Source organism: Pseudomonas sp. WS 5503 (assembly GCF_012985385.1).
Lineage (GTDB): Bacteria > Pseudomonadota > Gammaproteobacteria > Pseudomonadales > Pseudomonadaceae > Aquipseudomonas > Aquipseudomonas paracarnis.
Genome location: NZ_JAAQWI010000012.1, coordinates 189,429 through 208,881, shown reverse-complemented (window position 1 = coordinate 208,881; position 19,453 = coordinate 189,429). Strand labels below are relative to the sequence as shown.

The 19,453-nt window shown below is 59.5% G+C and carries 15 protein-coding genes; 8 read left to right on the top strand and 7 right to left on the bottom strand.

Features of this window, described 5'->3' with window-relative positions:
• Positions 1-405 precede the first annotated feature (405 nt).
• Together HBO10_RS27060 and HBO10_RS27055 are read right to left on the bottom strand one after the other, a co-directional pair.
• Entirely contained in the window at positions 406-1,434 is a 1,029-nt protein-coding gene (locus HBO10_RS27060) for a GGDEF domain-containing protein (RefSeq protein WP_034127141.1), read from the bottom strand.
• 2 nt (positions 1,435-1,436) lie between these two features.
• Positions 1,437-2,288 (bottom strand): hypothetical protein, encoded by an 852-nt coding sequence (locus tag HBO10_RS27055; RefSeq protein WP_169922168.1) that lies wholly within the window; start codon positions 2,286-2,288, stop codon positions 1,437-1,439.
• Between the two features lie 329 nt (positions 2,289-2,617).
• Between HBO10_RS27055 and HBO10_RS27050 the strand changes: the two genes are divergently transcribed.
• From HBO10_RS27050 to HBO10_RS27035, 4 genes are all read left to right on the top strand, one after another.
• A complete protein-coding gene (locus HBO10_RS27050; RefSeq protein ID WP_003190542.1) occupies positions 2,618-3,508 on the top strand; it encodes a bestrophin family ion channel in 891 nt (296 codons plus the stop codon).
• Positions 3,509-3,646: 138 nt separating this feature from the next.
• Positions 3,647-5,590, top strand: a complete 1,944-nt coding sequence (locus HBO10_RS27045; protein WP_034127139.1) for a methyl-accepting chemotaxis protein — start codon at positions 3,647-3,649, stop codon at positions 5,588-5,590.
• A gap of 290 nt (positions 5,591-5,880) precedes the next feature.
• Positions 5,881-8,289 (top strand): glucose/quinate/shikimate family membrane-bound PQQ-dependent dehydrogenase, encoded by a 2,409-nt coding sequence (locus HBO10_RS27040; protein ID WP_060763643.1) that lies wholly within the window; start codon positions 5,881-5,883, stop codon positions 8,287-8,289.
• 57 nt (positions 8,290-8,346) lie between these two features.
• Positions 8,347-9,609 carry a carbohydrate porin gene (locus HBO10_RS27035; protein WP_034127137.1) on the top strand — a complete coding sequence of 421 codons (1,263 nt, stop codon included), beginning with the start codon at positions 8,347-8,349 and terminating at the stop codon, positions 9,607-9,609.
• On the opposite strand, the gene HBO10_RS27030 is transcribed toward HBO10_RS27035, so the two are convergent.
• The 5 genes from HBO10_RS27030 to HBO10_RS27010 all read right to left on the bottom strand — a co-directional run bounded on the left by HBO10_RS27030 (position 9,606) and on the right by HBO10_RS27010 (position 13,911).
• Positions 9,606-10,781, bottom strand: a complete 1,176-nt coding sequence (locus HBO10_RS27030; RefSeq protein ID WP_034127136.1) for a XylR family transcriptional regulator — start codon at positions 10,779-10,781, stop codon at positions 9,606-9,608. The genes HBO10_RS27035 and HBO10_RS27030 overlap by 4 nt on opposite strands.
• Before the next feature lie 90 nt (positions 10,782-10,871).
• On the bottom strand, positions 10,872-11,261 hold the full coding sequence (locus tag HBO10_RS27025; protein WP_034127135.1) for a hypothetical protein: 390 nt from the start codon (positions 11,259-11,261) through the stop codon (positions 10,872-10,874).
• A 288-nt stretch (positions 11,262-11,549) separates the two neighbouring features.
• Positions 11,550-11,942, bottom strand: coding sequence for a hypothetical protein (locus HBO10_RS27020; RefSeq protein ID WP_034127134.1), 393 nt, complete (start codon positions 11,940-11,942; stop codon positions 11,550-11,552).
• Entirely contained in the window at positions 11,939-13,354 is a 1,416-nt protein-coding gene (locus HBO10_RS27015) for a PAAR domain-containing protein (RefSeq protein WP_034127133.1), read from the bottom strand. The genes HBO10_RS27020 and HBO10_RS27015 overlap by 4 nt, the downstream gene beginning before the upstream one ends.
• Before the next feature lie 86 nt (positions 13,355-13,440).
• Positions 13,441-13,911 (bottom strand): hypothetical protein, encoded by a 471-nt coding sequence (locus HBO10_RS27010; RefSeq protein WP_169922167.1) that lies wholly within the window; start codon positions 13,909-13,911, stop codon positions 13,441-13,443.
• 249 nt (positions 13,912-14,160) lie between these two features.
• On the opposite strand from HBO10_RS27010, the gene xylA reads away from it, so the two are divergent.
• The 4 genes from xylA (at position 14,161) to HBO10_RS26990 (ending at position 19,310) form a co-directional block, all read left to right on the top strand.
• A complete protein-coding gene (gene xylA, locus HBO10_RS27005) occupies positions 14,161-15,477 on the top strand; it encodes a xylose isomerase (RefSeq protein WP_034127131.1) in 1,317 nt (438 codons plus the stop codon).
• A 144-nt stretch (positions 15,478-15,621) separates the two neighbouring features.
• Entirely contained in the window at positions 15,622-16,623 is a 1,002-nt protein-coding gene (gene xylF / locus HBO10_RS27000) for a D-xylose ABC transporter substrate-binding protein (RefSeq protein ID WP_034127130.1), read from the top strand.
• Positions 16,620-18,173, top strand: coding sequence for a D-xylose ABC transporter ATP-binding protein (gene xylG, locus HBO10_RS26995; protein WP_034127129.1), 1,554 nt, complete (start codon positions 16,620-16,622; stop codon positions 18,171-18,173). Before xylF ends, xylG begins: the two co-directional genes overlap by 4 nt.
• Positions 18,174-19,310: a sugar ABC transporter permease gene (locus HBO10_RS26990; protein WP_034127128.1), complete on the top strand. Its 1,137-nt coding sequence runs from the start codon at positions 18,174-18,176 to the stop codon at positions 19,308-19,310. It begins immediately after the preceding gene.
• Positions 19,311-19,453: the final 143 nt, after the last annotated feature.

The following is a 19,453-nucleotide window of genomic DNA, read 5'->3' as shown; positions in this document are numbered from 1 at the left end:
TGACGGCCTGCCACCCGGCGCTTGCCTACCTGACACCCCACAATCCAAATGTGGGAGCTGGCTTGCCTGCGATGGCGACCTGACAGCCGCCCCATATCTACCTGACACCCCTCTATCCAACTGTGGGAGCGGGCTTGCTCGCGAAGGCGGCCTGACAGCCGGCACAGTCATACCGAGTACATATCCATTCCTGCGGTAACAGCTACTTAGGGTTCTCTTGCCCCACCACTCGGCACCTCGCCCAGGCTCGGTGTGCCCGTAATCCGCCAGCGTGGTTTAACGGGGCGCTTAAGATCAAAAGCAGATCAAGACCAAGATCAAGAGCGGCTCGCTTCGCATCGTGGTTAGCGTTGGCTGCTGCAACTTGGAAAGTTGTGCAGATACCTATGCACTAGACGCCAAGCCTCAGGACAAGACCGCCTTTAACAGCGCGCCGTCCAGGTGCACACAGTCCTTGCCATTGCGCTTGGCGCCGTACAGGTTCTTGTCCGCCATCTTGAGTACGGCCGACAACTCGTCGCCCGGCGAAAAACGCGCCATTCCCGCACTGCAGGTGTAATGGTGGGGCGCAGACACACTGCTGCGGATCGCTTGCAACAAGTCCAGGGCATAATCACAGGCCACCTCCACATCGTCGCCCTGCAATAACACGCCGAACTCTTCCCCGCCGATCCGTCCAAAGCTGTGGCTGCCCTTGGCGTTTTTCAGGCACAGGGCCATGGCGCGCAGAATCTTGTCCCCCACGTCGTGGCCATACAGATCGTTTTTTTCTTTGAAACTGTCGATATCCAACATGATGAAGTAGCCGCCCTGCTCCCCACCGAGCAACTTCTCGAAGCTCTGCATAAAAGCGCGCCGATTGAGAATGGAGGTCAGGTAGTCGGTCTCGGCCAAGGCGCGAAACTCGCTTTCCACCAGCAATACCGAACGCAGGTTCTTCAAGTAGGAGTAACTCAAGATAAACCCGATGGACACCGACGCCGCGCAGAACAGCAGCAAATACACCTCGGTGCCAACATATATATCCGCCTGCATGGGTGGCCACAGGATCAGCCAGATCAATAGCGCATCGGCCAGGTAATCCTGGACACTGATAAACAAGATCGCACTGCCCACCACCAGGGTCACGGCCAACGGCAGGCCATAGATACGCAACTCTTTGTTCATATGAATCAGATAAGCGAAGCCGACGGACAACAACACCATATAGGTGACCCCCAGCACTCGCCAGAGCAGAAAGTTCGTGGTGGTGGCATGTACCCGGCAAACAATCAGCAGGCCCACCGTGACGCCCAACATATAAAAATTCAACTTCAGGGCCGCAGGAATCAGGAGCATGCCGACCCAGGCAATAATCCCTACCCCTTCGGCTTGGGTCACCGCAGGTGACAACAAACTGCGCATTCTGGGCCGCAACTTCAAGTTAGCAGGCATCCTTACGCTCCCATCTCAATAGCATGCAGGCCCATCGCAAATGAAAAGGCCATGAACCGCTTTACCAGGCTGGCAAAGGGTGGCAGAACTTCCAGCCGGGTTTTGGAGTGGGCTTTGAAATAACCCTTTTCAACCCCCTCCTGCACCATACGGATAATGTGGGTCTTGGACACGGAAAGTTGCTTGGCCAAGGCCAGGTAGGAAGACGACCGGAAGGTGGCGCGGTCGTTCTCTGGGGCAAAGGCGTCGTTGTAGATCGCCAGCATCAACAGATGGCCGGCGTCGCGCTTCACCAGCCAGTAACATTCGGGCAGCAAGACATCCACCGTCAACTCGGCCGCGAGAATCATGGCAAAACCCTTGAAATAGAGCGCAAGGAACTCGCGGTCATCCAAGTCGCGCATCTGCCGGAACACTTCCCTTTCGGGATAGAGCAGCGCCAACGACTCCGTGAGGGCGGTGAGCATCAACCGCGCTTCGCGGCAGGCTTCATCCGAAGGTGCATACACCCTGAAGCGACTGTCTTCGGGGTGCGGCGCAACCTCCATGAAACCCAAGGCCCGGAATAGCAAAAAAATCGATTCCAGGCTGTTTTTCGAACAATATTTGCGCGTTACGCACAAGGCTTTAACTTCTGCCAACAACGGCAGCGGTGTGGAAAAGTATTGGCTCAATAATGCAAACGACACCATCAAGCGGCTGTATTTAAGGGCACTCTTGTAGAAAAACGGTCGTCTCGAATAGGGCACGAGCAGCACGTGGTAATGCGCTCTCATGCACGATTCAAAATCCTTATGACGTTCGAGCGCTTGCGCGGTATTACACATAGCCAACTTCAACGAACTGACACGCATGAAAGAGCCCTGATCATCCAACTTGATGCCACTGATCTCAGCTACGAAATCCCTGCAGCCCGGCCCCAAAACAAATCACTTCAAAAATCCTGCCATTAATGGCTTTTTGCCTCGAACGCAATGTACAGCGATTGCCGGACAAGACGTCATCAGTACCAAAGTTGTTCCACAGTCAAATGCCCTATGGCACACACTTACGCGCAACCTTTGGTTACATTCTCTCCGCCTGGCGGTTAGAGGACTAATCGATTCAGCACACTGCGAACCTTCCTTCCTCGACGGCGTCGTAACAGGGGATTGTTGCCAACCGCCCGCCGCGAGGTTCTCGTTTGAAAGCTGCCCTTCTGAAGAAATACCGCCTGATCATCAAGACCATGGGCTATGTGGGCTGGGCGTTGTTCTGGCTGTTGTTGTGGGATGTGGCGGTGACGGTGGATTTCATGCTGTTTCTCACCGCCAAGATCAATTTGCCGCTGATGCCCCTGACCTTGCTCGGCTCGGCACTGGTGGTGCTGATCAGTTTTCGCAACAGCAGCGCCTACAACCGCTGGTGGGAAGCACGCACGCTGTGGGGTGCGATGGTCAACAACTCGCGCAGTTTTGCTCGGCAAGTGTTGACCCTGCTCGATGACGCCCCTGGTGAGGTGAACCCGGTGAAGTCGACGCTGTTGCGCCGTCACGTGGCTTACGTCAATTGCCTGGCTGCGCACCTCAAGGGCCAGCCGTGCCCGGAGGAAGTGCGAGCCTTTATCCCCGCAGAAGAATTTGCGCGCAACGGCGCCACCAATAACTTCGCCAATGACATCCTCACCGGCTCGGCCTCGTTGCTGGCGCGCGAATACCAGGCCGGGCGCCTGGACAGCATCCGCCTGGCGCGGTTGGAGTCGACCCTGGTGGACCTCTCCAACGCCCAGGGCGGCATGGAGCGGATTGCCAACACGCCACTGCCCTACCCTTACGTGTACTTCCCGCGGCTATTCATTTCGCTGTTCTGCCTGATCGTACCGGTGGGCCTGGTGGAATCCCTCGGTTGGTTCACGCCGTTGGCCTCCACGGTGGTGGGTTTCATGCTGCTGGCCATCGAACGCATCGGCACCGACCTGCAAAGCCCGTTCAATTCCAGCGAACACCAGATCCAGATGGAAAGCATCTGCGAAACCATCGAGAAGAACCTGCAGTCGATGCGCCGCGATGCCCTGGTCGGTGACCCGATCGCCTGATTCCCCCTCCTCAAGTGCCAACTCCCTCGGCCGATATACCGAGGGTACGCATGGCCTCGCCTCTCACAAAAACGCCTGCGACACGCAGTAGCCATTTTTCTCCCCTTGCCAAAACTATAAATACCCGCGGGTGAAGTCATGAATATCAAGCAGAAGCTGACATGGGCGTTTGCGGCCATCGCGTGCGTGCCGGTCATCCTGGTCGCCATTATCGTGGTGCTGAACCTGCGCGAGGGTGCGCTGGCCAACTTCCTCGACAGCAGCGGCCGCGAGATCCGCCAGATCGACAATGGCATGCAGCAGTTTTTCGACGGCATCAGCCAGAATGTCGACTTCGTCGCCAAAGACCCGCGTGTGATCGCGGCCAAGAACCTAAAGAACTACGCCGGCGCCGATGCAGCGCAAATTCCGCTGACGCCGACCAACACCGAACTGCTGGCGATTTTTGATCAGTTCGCCAAAAGCCACCCCAGTACCGCCTACCTGTCCCTGGGACTGAGCGATGGCGGCTACGCCAGTTGGCCGGACGACGCCAAGCTGACGCAATACGACCCGCGCACCCGCCCCTGGTACCAGGCCGCCATTGCAGCGCCAGGCAAGACCGTGCGCACAGGCGCCTACTACTGGGCCCCGGACGATGTGGTGCTGATCGGCACCGTGCGCACCGTCGCGGATGCCACGGGTAACGTCCTTGGGGTGGTTGGCCTTGACGTGTCGCTCAAGCAACTCACCGAGCTGGTGCGCACCATCAAGCTGGGCGACAGCGGCTACCTGATGCTGGTGGAAGCCGACGGCAACGTGCTGGTGGACCCCAGCGATGCCACGCACAACTTCAAGCCCCTGGCGGGCCTGGGCGCGAACTACGCCGAACTGGCCAAGCACGGCGATGGCGTGACCGAGGTGAGCATCGATGGCGTGGCCTACATGGCTAACGTGGTCAGTTCCAAAGACTTGGGCTGGCGCTTTATCGGCCTGATCAAGCGTGACGAAGTGATGGCCGGCGCCACCCGCCTGACGTGGTTGATCGCTGCGATCGCCGCCGTACTGGCCGTGGTGTTCGCAATCGTCGGTGCCAGTTTCGCCCGTGTGATCGTACGTCCGATTCGCGGTGTGGCCGACGGCCTGCAGGAAATCGCCGAAGGTGAAGGCGACCTCACGCGCCAGCTCAAAGTGCAAGGCAAGGACGAAACCGCCAGCCTGGCCGGCTGGTTCAACCAGTTCCTGAGCATGATCGCGCAACTGGTGCAGCGCATCGGCAACGCCTCCTCAGACCTGCAAACCGCCGCCGCCGACACCAGCGCCGTGGCCAACAATATGAACCAGGCCGCCGGCCGCCAGCGCGAAGCCGTGGAACTGGTGAGCACCGCGTTCAACGAGATGGTCGCCACCGCCAACGAAGTCGCGCGCTCATGCAGCGCCGCCGCCACGAGTGCCGATGAGGGCTATCGCGACGTGCACACCGGCCAGCAGCACATCGGCGAAGCCACCGGCAGCGTGCTCAAGCTCAGCGAAGACCTGCAAAAATCCACACAGACCATGCAGTTGCTCGAGCAAGACAGCCAGAACATCAACACCATCCTCGACACCATTCGTTCGATTGCCGAACAGACCAACCTGCTGGCGCTCAACGCCGCGATCGAAGCCGCCCGCGCTGGCGACCAGGGCCGCGGCTTTGCGGTGGTCGCCGATGAAGTGCGTGCACTGGCGCGTCGCACCGCCGACTCCACCGGCGAAATCGACAGCCTGCTGGGCAACCTCGCCCGCCGCACCCAGGAAGTCACCCAGCAGATGCAAGGCAGCTTGCTGGTGTCCAACACCAGCGTGGAGCGCATCCAGCAGGCCCGCGACAGCTTTGACAAGATCCGCGGCTCGGTGGATTCGATTCGCGACCAGAACACCCAGATCGCCACCGCCGCCGAAGAGCAGCACCAGGTGGCCGAAGAGATCAACCGGCATATCGCGCAGATCCACGCCGACGCGCAGTTGGTGGAAGGCTTTGCGCATTCGGCGCAGACCGGTTCAGGGCGGCTGACTGATATTTCCGGCCAGCTCAATGGGCTGGTGGGGCGCTTCAAGTTCTGATGCCCGCCCAATAAAGGCAGCGCTGTACCGTGGCGAGGGAGCTTGCTCCCGCTGGACTGCGTAGCAGTCCCAGTCTTTTAAATTAAGAGCGGGGCCGCTTCGCGCCCCAGCGGGAGCAAGCTCTCTCGCCACAGGGTACGTGTCGCAGGGTCCATCTAGGCCGACTCAGAGGCGGCCCTGCCCATCATCGCAGTACCTGCAACAGTCTATTGCAGGACTTAAATGTACTAACCAGTTACTTATCTTGCTAAAATCGCGTCTTTGCCCTCTCTCACTCGAGTCCATTCGACATGAAACGAGCATCGCGCGCCGCTGGCGTCTCTAGATTCTTACTCCTGGGCCTGGGCGTCGTCATCGCCCTGCTCGGCCTTGCGCTCGCCGTCGGCGGCGCCAAACTGGTCAGCCTGGGAGGTTCCTGGTACTTCCTGCTGGGCGGCGTGGTCATGGCCATCTCCGGGCTGTTGATTGCCCGCTGCAAGCCTGCCGGCGCCTGGTTGTTCGCCGCGTTTCTAGTGGCTACCGCCGTGTGGGCGGTGGCCGACGTGGGCCTGGAATACTGGCCGCTGTTCTCGCGACTGTTCATGTTTGCGGTGATTGGCGTGGTGGTCGCACTGGTGTATCCGTTGCTGGCCGGCAAACCGGCGCGGGGTGCCTATGGCGTCGCCGCCGTATTGGCGCTGGGCGTGGCGGTGGCGGCGGGCAATATGTTTGTCGCGCACCCAAGCGTGAAGCCCACCGGTGCAGGCCCGGGCGTCACCCCGGTGGCTGCGGCCGATGCGCAGAAAGATTGGGCCCACTACGGTAATACCGAAGGTGGCAGCCGTTTCGCCGCGCTGGACCAGATCAACCGCGACAACATCGACAAGCTCAAGGTCGCCTGGACCTACCACACCGGCGACGTGGCCATCAGCGACGGTAACGGTGCCGAGGACCAACTGACCCCCCTGCAGATCGGCAACAAAGTGTTTATCTGCACCCCGCACAACAACCTGATCGCGCTGGATGCCGACACCGGCAAAGAACTGTGGAAAAACGAAGTCAACGCCAAATCGGCAGTGTGGCAGCGTTGCCGGGGCATGGCGTATTTCGACGCCAGCGCGCCGATTGCCCAGCCGACCCAGCCCGACAGCTCGCCGGTCCTGGCCGCCAGCGTGCCCGCCGGTGCGCAGTGCCAGCGTCGCCTGCTGACCAACACCATTGATGCACGCCTGATCGCCGTAGACGCCGACACCGGCAAGTTCTGCGAAGACTTCGGCACCCACGGTCAGGTGGACCTCAAGGCCGGCCTCGGCAATGTGCCGGACAGCTACTACCAACTGTCCTCGGCGCCGCTGATGGCCGGTACCACCGTCGTAGTCGGCGGTCGCGTGGCAGACAACGTGCAGACCGATATGCCCGGTGGCGTGATCCGTGGCTTTGACGTGATCACTGGCCAGATGCGCTGGGCCTTCGACCCAGGCAACCCTGAAGACAAGCAGGCCCCGACGGGCGACGCCACCTACGTGCGCAGCACCCCGAACAGCTGGGCGCCGATGTCTTACGACCCACTGATGAACACGGTCTTCCTGCCGATGGGCAGCTCCTCCACCGATATCTACGGCGTGGAGCGCACCCAGCTCAACCACAAATACGGCGCTTCGGTGCTGGCACTCGACGCCTCCACCGGTGCCGAGAAGTGGGTCTACCAGACGGTTCACAACGACCTCTGGGACTTCGACCTGCCGATGCAGCCAAGCCTGATCGACTTCACCCCGCCAGGCAGCGACAAGGCTGTACCGGCCGTGGTCATCGGCACCAAGGCCGGGCAGATTTACGTGCTCGACCGCGCCACCGGCAAGCCGCTGACGAACGTGCAGGAAGTGCCGGTCAAAGCCGCGAACATTCCCAACGAGCCGTATTCCCTGACCCAGCCGAAATCCGTGGGCATGCCGCAGATCGGCGCGCAAACCCTCACCGAATCGGACATGTGGGGCGCGACGCCGTATGACCAGTTGCTGTGCCGCATCGACTTCAAGGGCATGCGCTACGACGGCCTGTACACCGCGCCGGGCACCGATAAATCCCTGAGCTTCCCCGGTTCCCTGGGCGGCATGAACTGGGGCAGCATCTCCACCGACCCGGTGCACGGTTTTATCTTCGTCAACGACATGCGCCTGGGCCTGTGGATCCAGATGGTACCGTCGCAGAACAAGGCCCAGACCTCTTCCGGTGGGGAAGCGCTGAACACCGGCATGGGCGCCGTGCCGCTCAAGGGCACGCCGTACGCGGTGAACAAAAACCGCTTCCTGTCGGTGGCCGGCATTCCGTGCCAGGCGCCGCCATTCGGCACCTTGACCGCCATCGACATGAAGACGCAAAAGGTCGCCTGGCAAGTACCGGTGGGCACCGTTGAAGACACCGGCCCCCTGGGTATCCGCATGCACCTGCCAATCAAGGTAGGCCTGCCGACCCTGGGCGGTACGCTGTCCACCCAAGGCGGCCTGATCTTTATCGCCGGCACCCAGGACTTCTACCTGCGCGCCTTCAACAGCGGCAATGGCGATGAAATCTGGAAAGCCCGCCTGCCCGTCGGCAGTCAGGGTGGGCCGATGACCTACGTGTCGCCGAAAACCGGCAAGCAATACATCGTCGTCACCGCCGGCGGCGCACGCCAGTCCACCGACCGTGGCGACTACGTGATCGCCTACGCCCTGCCGTAACCGCCCTCTGTTCGCGCGGTGCTCCGGCACCGCGCTTTGTGTTTGGAAAGATCCCCCATGACCCCTACTCCTCATACCGCCTGGCGCCTGGCGCTGGGCCTGGCCTTTGCGGCCGCCCTGCCCGTTCAAGCCGACGACACCACCCTGACCGGCGACTGGGGCGGCCTGCGCCGCGAACTCGACGCGCAAGGTGTGCGCTTTACCGGTGACTACAGCGGCGAGACCGCCTACAACGCCCACGGCGGCCAGCACCGTTCGGCGCGCTATTCGCAAAATATCAAGCTCGGCGTGCAGTTCGACCTGGGCAAGCTCTACGGTTTCAACAACGGCGACCGCATCCAGCTGACCATCAACGACCGACGCGGCAACAGCGCCTCCGAGGACTTGGTGGGCAACCGCCTGCCGATCCAGGAAAATTACGGCGGCCTCTACACGCGCCTCACCGAGCTGAGCTACGAGCGCACGCTGTTCACCCCGGCGCTGAACCTCAAGCTGGGCTATATGGCCATGGGCAATGATCTCGGCGGCCTGGACAGCGGCATCCTGTGTAACTTCATGAACGCCGGCTTCTGCGGGCATCCGCTGAACATGTCCGGCGGTAGTGGCTGGGCCAACTACCCGAATGCGCACCTCGGTGCCCGGGTGAAATACGACTTTTCGCCCAACTGGCAACTGCGCATGGCGGCGTTCAATGTCGACCCGTCCAGCAATGGCAACTCAAGCCGTGCCTGGCACCTGGGGCCCAAGCACACCACCGGCACCGTGGTGCCCATCGAGCTTATCTACAAGCATGCGGGCGCACTGCCCGGTGAATACAAGCTCGGTTATTACTACGACAGTTCCGATGTAAAACGCATTGGCAGCAACAAGGACGTCAGCGGGCGTGGCGGTCACTACCTCTTGATCGACCAGGCTGTGTGGGCCTCACAATCATCCCAAGGCCGTAGCCTGCACGCCTTCGGCCAGTACTCTGCCGCCAGCCAAGCGGCCTCGCCGTTCACCAAGTGGTATGGCGCAGGCGTGGTGCTGTACAAGCCGTTCGAAGGTCGCCCGCGCGATACCGTCGCCCTGGGCTATGGCCGCGCGGTGCCGAACCCGCGCAGCCGTGATGTGCAAGAGTTGGCTGCGTTCAATGCCGGGGCGTCCTACCCCTCAATCGACAGCGCCGAACAATTGATCGAACTCAGTTATGGCTACCAGGCCACGCCTTGGCTGACCTTGCGCCCGGATGTGCAATACATCATCGAGCCGGGGGCGTTTTCCGGTGAGAGCATCGACAATGCGCTGGTGCTGGGTTTGCAAGTCAAAGCGGTGTTCTAGCTCGCGCCCTGCTGATACTGACGTGGCGTACAGCCAAATTCGCGGCGAAACACCGTATGCAGGTACTGCGCAGAGGTGAAGCCGCAGCGTGCGGCAATGTCGGCTATAGCAAGGCTTTGGTTTTCCAGGCCCTTGGCGGCAGCGGCGAGTTTGAAGCGCAAAATCTCATCATGCACGCTGCAGCCACGCGCCTTGCGAAAATGCGCTTCCAGGGACGAGCGGGAAACACCGACATAAGCCGCGACCTGATCGGTCTTGATACCCTGGCAGGCGTACTGGCGGATAAACAACAAGGCCTGCATCACGTAAGGGTTGCCCAGGGGTTGATGCAGGCTGGAGGCTTGCACGTTAATGGCGTCTGGCGGCACCAGCACCTGCGTGCCCGTGCAGGGTTTGCCATGCAGCATCTGATGCAACAATGCCGCAGCGGTACGGCCCATGGTCTCCGTGCCCTGGATCACCGAACTGAGCGGCACCCGCGTGAGGGTGCGGGTCAGCGGGTCGTTGTCGATGCCGATCAACGCCACCTCCTCTGGCACCGCAATACCCGCCGTCAGGCAGGCTTGCAGCAATTGCCGGGCGCGGGCATCGGTCACCGCGATGATGCCGATAGGCTTGGGCAAGCTGTGCAGCCAGGCAATCTGCTGCTCCACCGCGCTGTCCCACAACGGCGCACTGGTGCCCAGGCCGCGATACACCTCTACCTGCAAGCCATCACGCTGCATCAAGCGGCGAAAAGCTTTCTCACGCTCCTGAGCCCACCGATTGGCCTGGGCTTCGGGCAGGCTGAAACAGGCAAACCGCGTCAAACCCGCCTCCACCAGATGCTCGTAGGCCAGCTTCATCAGGGCATGGTTATCGGTGGCCACATAGGGAATGCCCTTCGGGTACTTGCCCACATCCTCATAAGACCCACCCACCGCCACCACTGGAACCCGACTGCCGGCCAGCGCCTCGCCAATCAGCGGGTCATCGAAGTCAGCAATGATCCCATCGCCCTGCCAACGCTCGATACCGCGCAGGCGGCAGAGGAAGTCCTCTTCCAGGAACAGGTCCCAGGATGCACGGGTGCTGCTCAGGTAGTTGCCGATACCGGCGATGATGCCGCGGTCGTAGATTTTGCTGCCGTTGAACAGCAAGGCAATGCGGTGAACGGGCGGTAGGGTTTTCATTGTTTTTGTCCTGGGGCCGGTCGGTGCAGATGAGTACGCAGAGGTTTGACTGATCAGGATAGCGGGCCTCGGATGAGGCCCGCTTTGAGGTCACCTAAATCTAAGCAGCACAACCACGACACCCATCCAAATACAGGCAACTATCATCATTGCCAAATCGATAACTAAAAGTCGCTTCAGGTACGGGGGGAACTTCTCGATGTCGACTGGATCAACCTCTCCCATAATGATAGAGGCCCTTGGCCAAACCACCATTCCAGCGATTTTCGACATTTCCAAGAGAGACCAAATCAAACCGCGCCTCCCCAAACTTGTCCCCCATATGTACATATAACGACTGTTTTTTAGAGCCTCCTTCATGGCTTCCAGATGACAGTGAGTAAGGTAAAGGCTAAAAGCAAGGCCAGCAGCTGCAAGCAAAATAGGGCCTCCGGCAAAGATAATCGCAACCCAAGGTGGCCAAGTATCGATATTAGTCATGGTTGTATGGCCTCGTAGATCTTTTCACCCACGCATTCACCACCTTGACCACCGTAGGTGGTACCTGCCCATGCGCCAGCTCCTACAATAGCTGCGACACAGATAACGCAGCCTCCCATCCACCCAAACCGCCAAAGGCGGTGAACGGGCGGTAGGTTTTCATTGTTTTTGTCCTGAGGCCGGTCGGTGCAGATTTGGCCCGTGGACTAAGGACGCCTAGCTACATTCAAATCGATGTCAAATCCTGGAAGCTGTATGGGCATATCGGGCCTCAGGGAGGCCCGTTCGTTACCTAAGTTTCCAAAGAATGATTCCAACTGCCATCCAGATAAGGGCAGTGAAAGCCATCGTGATATTGATCATAAGACGACGTTTCAAGCAGGGCGGAAACTTTTCAAGATCAGCGGGGCTTACATCTCCCAAAATGATATAAGCCTTCGGCCAAACCACCATTCCAGCAATTTTCGACATTTCCAATAGGGACCAAATCAAGCCTCGTTTCCCAAGACTAGGCCCCCAAAGATAAATGTAGCGGCTATTTTTCAACGCATCCTTAATGGCATCCAAATGGCGGCGGCTCAGGTACAAGCTGTATGCAAGACTCGACGCCGCAAGCAGCATCGGACCACCTGAAATAATCCAGAAGGCCAGCCAGGACTTCCAAAACTCTTCTGCTGTCATGGCAAAGTTTGCTCGTACAAAATTTCTCCACCTATTTCTCCCCCCAAACCGCCGTAAGTTGTACCGACCCATGCGCCAGCGCCCACTATGGCTGCGACACAGATAACACCACCTACCCCCCCTGTAGCAATACCAATCCCCAGACAAATCGGACCACTGGCAGTACCCGCCGCCCACCCACCCAAACCACCAAAGAACGTGGACCCAGCGAACTTCCCCGCTTCCGTAAACTTGATCCTCCTGCAAGCCTCCCCGGACTCGCCATTACACACCTGCTCAATAGCCAGCAACGAAGACACACCGCCAAGGCCTATACCGATATAACCACCCGCCTTCATATACTTCGTAGCACGGCTGACCGCCTCCACATGCGCGGCATACCCCGGAATCTGCCCCGGCCCACCCGCCTTGTCCCAGTGATACACCAAGCTGCGGCTGGATATACCCAGGGCCGCTTTCAACTTGGGGTGATCGCCCAAGGTGGTCTGCCCGCGCAGGCGGGTGGAGTTGAGCAGATGAGCATCCAACTGGTTCATCAACCGTTGGCGATCAGCAAAGAACTGCGCTGACCTAAGATGCCCGTGCTGCCGATAGCTGTCCTGATGCAGGCGTTCCATGGCCTGGAGCGTTTCGCGCAGATTGCTCAGATGTTTTTCCATCACCACCGCACTGACGCCGAGCCAGGTTGAGGTATGGCCGATGAAACCGGCGATCTCTGCACCGTGGCGATACAGAAAGTCAGCCTCGTCCGGCGTCAGTTCATCCAGTGATGCGCTGACGTGTTGTGCAGCCTGCATCAACTGAGCTTCTTCATACGTGCAGGAGGTGTTGTTCGGATCGCTGAGCACGATCATCGAAACAGCTTTGACGTGGCCTGTGTTGGGATTCAGCGATTGAAACTTGCGCATTACAGCCGGGTCGAGCGTCGGAAAAAGTGTGGCTTCCAGCGCCTCGCGAGTCATGCTCTGGGGCACGATATGGAAGCCTGGCTCTTGGCCATTCATGCCGTTGTATGCCGTTGGAACTGTACGACCCGACGGGGCGAAACCAGACTGACGCGGCGCTACAGGGCTGCCATTGGCAGATGATGTGCTCGGTTGAGCAACTCGCTGATTAATGGGCGGCTCTGAACTTTCATTTTCATAGGTGGCGGAGTAAACCGAAGGAATAAGCCGAGCTCGACAGGGGCAGCTGCTGAAGCTGTCCAGCGTGCCGGCCACACGTTTTCCATGACTTTCGATATGAGAAATGCCGCCTACGATCTGGTAAGTCCCTTCATGTTTTCCACAAGTAACCAAGTCGCCTTCGCGAGCATGGAGAACACCATATATATTAACTCTAGGATCGCCCTCGATAATTTTTCCGCCACAGGTTGTATTATCACCCAAACCCACAAAATACCCTTCACTCATTCACGCACCCTCTTTTAAAATTTTATGTACTCAAGTGCATAGCGCTGAAAAACAACTAAGTCATACACAACGCACTTAGTAATCCCTCATAAAAAATCATCTGCCTTCTGCACGCCTTCACGAGCAATCAGCAGTACTGAACCTTGTGGCGTATTGATAATTTCGTCACCGTTGCTGAGCGTGCTTCCTACAAGCGCAATATGGCTATTAGCTTCACCCGCACACGTCACGATCTGCGCCGTCGTGCCGTCGGCGTATACAGCGCAATCCCCTTTGTGCGCAGCACGTACTTGCGAACCATCAGCCAATTTGAATGCCATTTGCGATGTGGTTTTTTTAATCACCCCACCGTTACGCGTCTGGCTGCCTTCGGCCGCCACTCGATAAATTGCAATAGCCGGATGAGCCTTGTTTTGGGCATCTCGTTCATTAATGATCTTCAGAGCTTGCTCGCTGAAACCCGACAGTTGTTGCTCGGAAAATGCAGGCATGTCCAGCTCAATTAAAAACTCAGTCGACACTTCATTGGTATATAGCAAGGTTTGTGATGCACTCATCTTTACTTTCCTTATTCTCAGCTTAGTTAGTCGCCTTCGCTTGTTCACATCAAGGCAATGGCTGACAACCCAAACTTTGAAGAGGCATAACCCCACCGTAAAGTCAGACGTTTCCCTAAATCCTGTACTCCCTGAGCCGTTCTCAGCCCTTCACTCAAAATCGCACTCCCCTTTGGTGATTTTCATAATCAGCCACCCAAGTGCCATTGCTAGTATCCAGACACCGCTCAGAACAATAAGGAAAACCCCATGCCGTACTTCCCCGGTGTCGAGAAGGTGCGCTTCGAAGGCCCTGCCAGCACCTCTGCCCTCGCGTTTCGTCACTACGACGCCAACAAGCTGATCCTGGGCAAGCCCATGCGGGAGCACCTGCGCATGGCAGCCTGTTACTGGCATACCTTTGTGTGGCCGGGGGCGGATATGTTTGGGATGGGGACGTTCAAGCGCCCGTGGCAGCGCAGTGGCGATCCGATGGAGGTGGCCATCGGCAAGGCCGAGGCGGCGTTTGAGTTTTTTTCCAAGCTGGGCATCGACTACTACAGCTTTCACGACACCGATGTGGCGCCCGAAGGCAACTCGCTCAAGGAGTACCGCAACCACTTTGCGCAGATGATCGACCACCTGGAGCGCCATCAGGAACAGACCGGCATCAAGCTGCTGTGGGGCACCGCCAATTGCTTCAGCAACCCGCGTTTTGCCGCCGGGGCCGCGAGCAACCCAGACCCAGAGGTGTTCGCCTTCGCTGCGGCCCAGGTGTTCAGCGCGATGAATGCCACGCTGCGCCTCAAGGGCGCCAACTATGTGCTGTGGGGTGGCCGTGAAGGGTATGAAACCTTGCTCAACACCGACCTCAAGCGCGAGCGCGAACAGCTCGGGCGTTTTATGCGCATGGTGGTGGAGCACAAGCACAAGATCGGCTTCACGGGTGACCTGTTGATCGAGCCCAAGCCCCAGGAGCCGACCAAACACCAATACGATTACGACAGCGCCACCGTGTTCGGCTTCCTGCATGAGTACGGCCTGGAACACGAGATCAAAGTGAACATCGAGGCCAACCACGCGACGCTGGCTGGGCACAGCTTTCATCATGAGATCGCCACCGCCGTGTCGTTGGGGATCTTCGGCAGTATCGACGCCAACCGCGGCGACCCGCAGAACGGCTGGGACACCGACCAGTTCCCCAACAGCGTCGAAGAAATGACCCTGGCCACCTATGAAATCCTCAAGGCCGGCGGGTTCAAGAACGGCGGCTATAACTTCGATTCCAAGGTGCGCCGCCAGAGCCTGGACGAGGTGGACCTGTTCCACGGGCATGTCGCCGCCATGGATGTGCTGGCTCTGGCCCTGGAGCGTGCGGCGGCGATGGTGCAGGACGACCGCTTGCAGCAGTTCAAGGACCAACGCTATGCCGGCTGGCAGCAGCCATTGGGCCAGGCGGTGTTGGCCGGTGAGTTCAGCCTGGAGTCATTGGCTGAACATGCCTTTGCCAACGCGCTGAACCCGCAGGCGGTGAGTGGGCGCCAGGAGATGCTTGAAGGCGTTGTGAATCGGTTTATCTACACCTGACTGTGGCCAGAGATTGCTCCCGCTGGGGCGCGAAGCGGCCCCAAAAAATGGGAGTGCTACGCACTCCAGCGGGAGCAAGCTCACTCGCCACAAAGAGGATCTTCACCTAGTGTCTTTCCAACAACAATAAAAGGACGCACCACCATGAAGTCATTCAAACCTGCCCTGCTCGCCGCAGCCGTGGCGCTGCTCGCCCTGCCGGTGATGGCCGACCCTGCGCACCCGAAAATCGGTTTTTCCATCGACGACCTGCGCCTGGAGCGCTGGTCCCGCGACCGTGATTACTTTGTTGCCGCTGCGGAAAAGCTCGACGCCAAGGTCTTCGTGCAGTCTGCCGATGCCAACGAACAGAAGCAGATTGCCCAGATCGAAAACCTCATCTCCCGGGGCGTCGATGTGATCGTAATTGTGCCGTTCAACGCCACGGTGCTGACCAACGCGGTGGCCGAAGCCAAGAAGGCCGGGATCAAGGTGGTGTCCTATGATCGCCTGATCCTCAATGCCGACATCGACGCCTATATTTCCTTCGATAACGAAAAAGTCGGCGAGATGCAGGCCAGCGGCGTGTTGCAAGCGGCGCCCAAGGGCAATTACTTCCTGCTCGGCGGCGCGCCGACGGACAACAACGCCAAGGTGCTGCGCGAAGGTCAGATGAAGGTGCTGCAACCGGCCATCGACAAAGGCGATATCAAGATCGTCGGCCAGCAATGGGTCAAGGAATGGAACCCCACCGAGGCCTTGAGCATTGTCGAAAACGCCCTGACCCGTAACGACAACAAGATCGACGCTATTGTCGCCTCCAACGACGCCACCGCCGGCGGTGCGATCCAGGCCCTGGCCGCGCAGAAACTGGCGGGCAAGGTACCCATCTCCGGCCAGGACGCTGACCTCGCGGCGATCAAGCGCGTGATCGATGGCACCCAGACCATGACCGTGTACAAACCGCTCAAGCTGATCGCCACCGAAGCGGCCAAGCTTTCGGTGCAACTGGCACGCAGCGAACAGCCGACCTACAGCTCGCAATATGACAATGGCAGCAAGAAGGTCGACACCATCCTGCTTACGCCGACGCCGTTGACCAAAGCCAACATCGACCTGTTGGAAAAGGACGGTTTCTACACCAAAGAGCAGATCGCCGGGCAATGACCGTGGCCGCCGATTACCTGCTACAAATGAACGGCATCGTCAAAAGCTTTGGCGGTGTCAACGCTCTCAACGGCATAGACATCGAGGTCAAGCCTGGGGAATGCGTGGGCCTGTGCGGTGAAAACGGGGCGGGTAAATCCACCTTGATGAAGGTGCTGTCGGCGGTGTACCCGCACGGCACCTGGGAGGGGGAAATCCTCTGGGATGGGCAGCCGCTCAAGGCCCAGTCCATCCGCGAAACCGAGGCCGCCGGGATTGTCATCATTCACCAGGAACTGACCCTGGTGCCCGACCTGTCGGTGGCCGAGAACATTTTCATGGGCCACGAACTGACCCTGCCCGGTGGGCGCATGAACTACCCGGCGATGTTGCACCGCGCCGAGGCGTTGATGCGTGAACTCAAGGTGCCAGACATGAATGTGGCGCTGCCGGTGTCGCAGTACGGCGGCGGCTACCAGCAACTGGTGGAGATCGCCAAGGCCTTGAACAAACAGGCGCGCCTGTTGATTCTTGACGAGCCCTCCTCGGCCTTGACCCGTGGCGAAATCGAGGTGTTGCTGGACATTATCAAGGGCCTGAAGGCCAAGGGCGTGGCCTGCGTGTACATCTCCCACAAGCTTGATGAAGTGGCGGCGGTGTGCGACACCATTGCGGTAATTCGCGACGGCAAGCACATCGCAACCACCGCCATGGCAGACATGGACATCCCCCGGATCATCACGCAGATGGTCGGCCGCGAAATGAGCAACCTCTACCCCACCGAACCCCATGATGTGGGCGAGGTGATTTTCGAGGCGCGTAACGTCACCTGCTACGACGTCGATAACCCCAAGCGCAAGCGCGTCGACGACGTCTCCTTCGTGCTCAGGCGCGGTGAAATCCTTGGCATCGCCGGCTTGGTGGGGGCCGGGCGCACGGAGTTGGTGTCGGCGTTGTTCGGTGCCTACCCCGGGCGCTACAGCGCCGAGGTGTGGCTGGAGGGTCAGGTGATCGACACGCGCACGCCGCTCAAGTCGATCCGCGCCGGGCTGTGCATGGTGCCCGAAGACCGCAAGCGCCAAGGCATCATTCCCGACCTGGGGGTAGGCCAGAACATTACCCTGGCGGTGCTCGACACCTACGCGCACATGACCCGCATCGACGCTGAGGCCGAACTGGGCAGCATCGACCAGCAGATCAGCCGCATGCACCTCAAGACCGCCAGCCCGTCGCTGCCGATCACCAGCCTCTCAGGCGGCAACCAGCAAAAGGCCGTGCTGGCGAAAATGCTGATGACCCAGCCCAAGGTGCTGATCCTCGACGAACCCACACGCGGAGTGGACGTGGGCGCCAAGTACGAGATCTACAAACTGATGGGTGCGCTGGCCGCCGAAGGCGTGTCGATCATCATGGTCTCCTCAGAACTGGCCGAAGTGCTCGGCGTGTCCAACCGCGTGCTGGTGATTGGCGAGGGCCAGTTGCGGGGGGATTTCATCAATGAAGGGCTCACCCAGGAACAGGTGCTCGCCGCCGCGCTCAGCCATAACCCTAATGATCGGAAGACCGCGTAGATGAATCAGGTCAAACACCTTTTTACCCGCTACAAGATGCTCGCGCTGGTGATCGCCGTGGCGTTCATCTGGTTGTTTTTCAGTTGGCAGACCGAGGGCGGTTTTCTCACCCCGCGCAACCTCTCCAACCTGCTGCGGCAGATGTCGATCACCGGGATATTGGCCTGCGGCATGGTGCTGGTGATTATCGGCGGCGAGATCGACTTGTCGGTGGGCTCGTTGCTCGGACTGTTGGGCGGGCTGGCGGCGATTCTGGATGTGGTCTATCACGTGCCGCTATTGGCCAACCTGAGCCTGGTGGCGCTGTGCGGCTTGATGATCGGCCTGGCCAACGGCTACATGACCGCTTACCTGCGCATCCCCTCGTTCATCGTCGGCCTGGGCGGAATGTTGGCGTTTCGCGGGATTCTGCTGGGGATTACCGGCGGCACCACCATTGCGCCGGTGTCGCCGTCGCTGGTGTATGTGGGCCAGGGGTATTTGCCCCACAGTGTGGGCGCGGGGCTTGGCGTACTGCTGTTCGCACTGACGCTGTTCCTGACCTGGAAGCAGCGGCGCAACCGCGCACTGCATGGCTTGGCCGCGCACGCTTTGGTGCGCGACGTGTTACGTGTGGTACTGATCGGCGCGGTGCTCGCCGGGTTCGTCACCACCCTCAACAGCTACGACGGTATCCCCGTGCCGGTTCTGCTGTTGCTGGTGCTGCTCGGCGTATTCAGCTACGTCACCAGCCAGACCGTATTCGGCCGCCGCGTGTATGCGGTAGGCAGCAATATGGAAGCCACACGGCTATCCGGCATCAACGTGCAAGCGGTGAAACTGTGGATCTTCGGCATCATGGGGGTGATGTGCGCGCTGGCCGGCCTGGTCAACACCGCGCGCCTGGCGGCGGGCTCACCGTCGGCGGGCAACATGGGCGAACTCGATGCCATCGCTGCCTGTTTTATCGGCGGCACGTCGATGCGCGGCGGCTCGGGCACCGTCTATGGCGCGTTGCTTGGCGCGTTGGTGATTACAAGTTTGGACAACGGCATGTCGATGCTCGATGTGGACAGCTACTGGCAGATGATTGTGAAGGGCAGCATTCTGGTGCTGGCGGTGTGGGTGGATGTGAGTACGCGCTCGGGCAGGCGATAACTCGTCCGCCAGCACACTACCGATCACCTGTGGGAGCTGGCTTGCCTGCTCCCACATTTGATCTTCATGGCTCCCCCCACATTGATCTCATTTTTCCCTCAGGTTATTGCGGATAAAAACTAAAAGTCCATAATGGACAAATT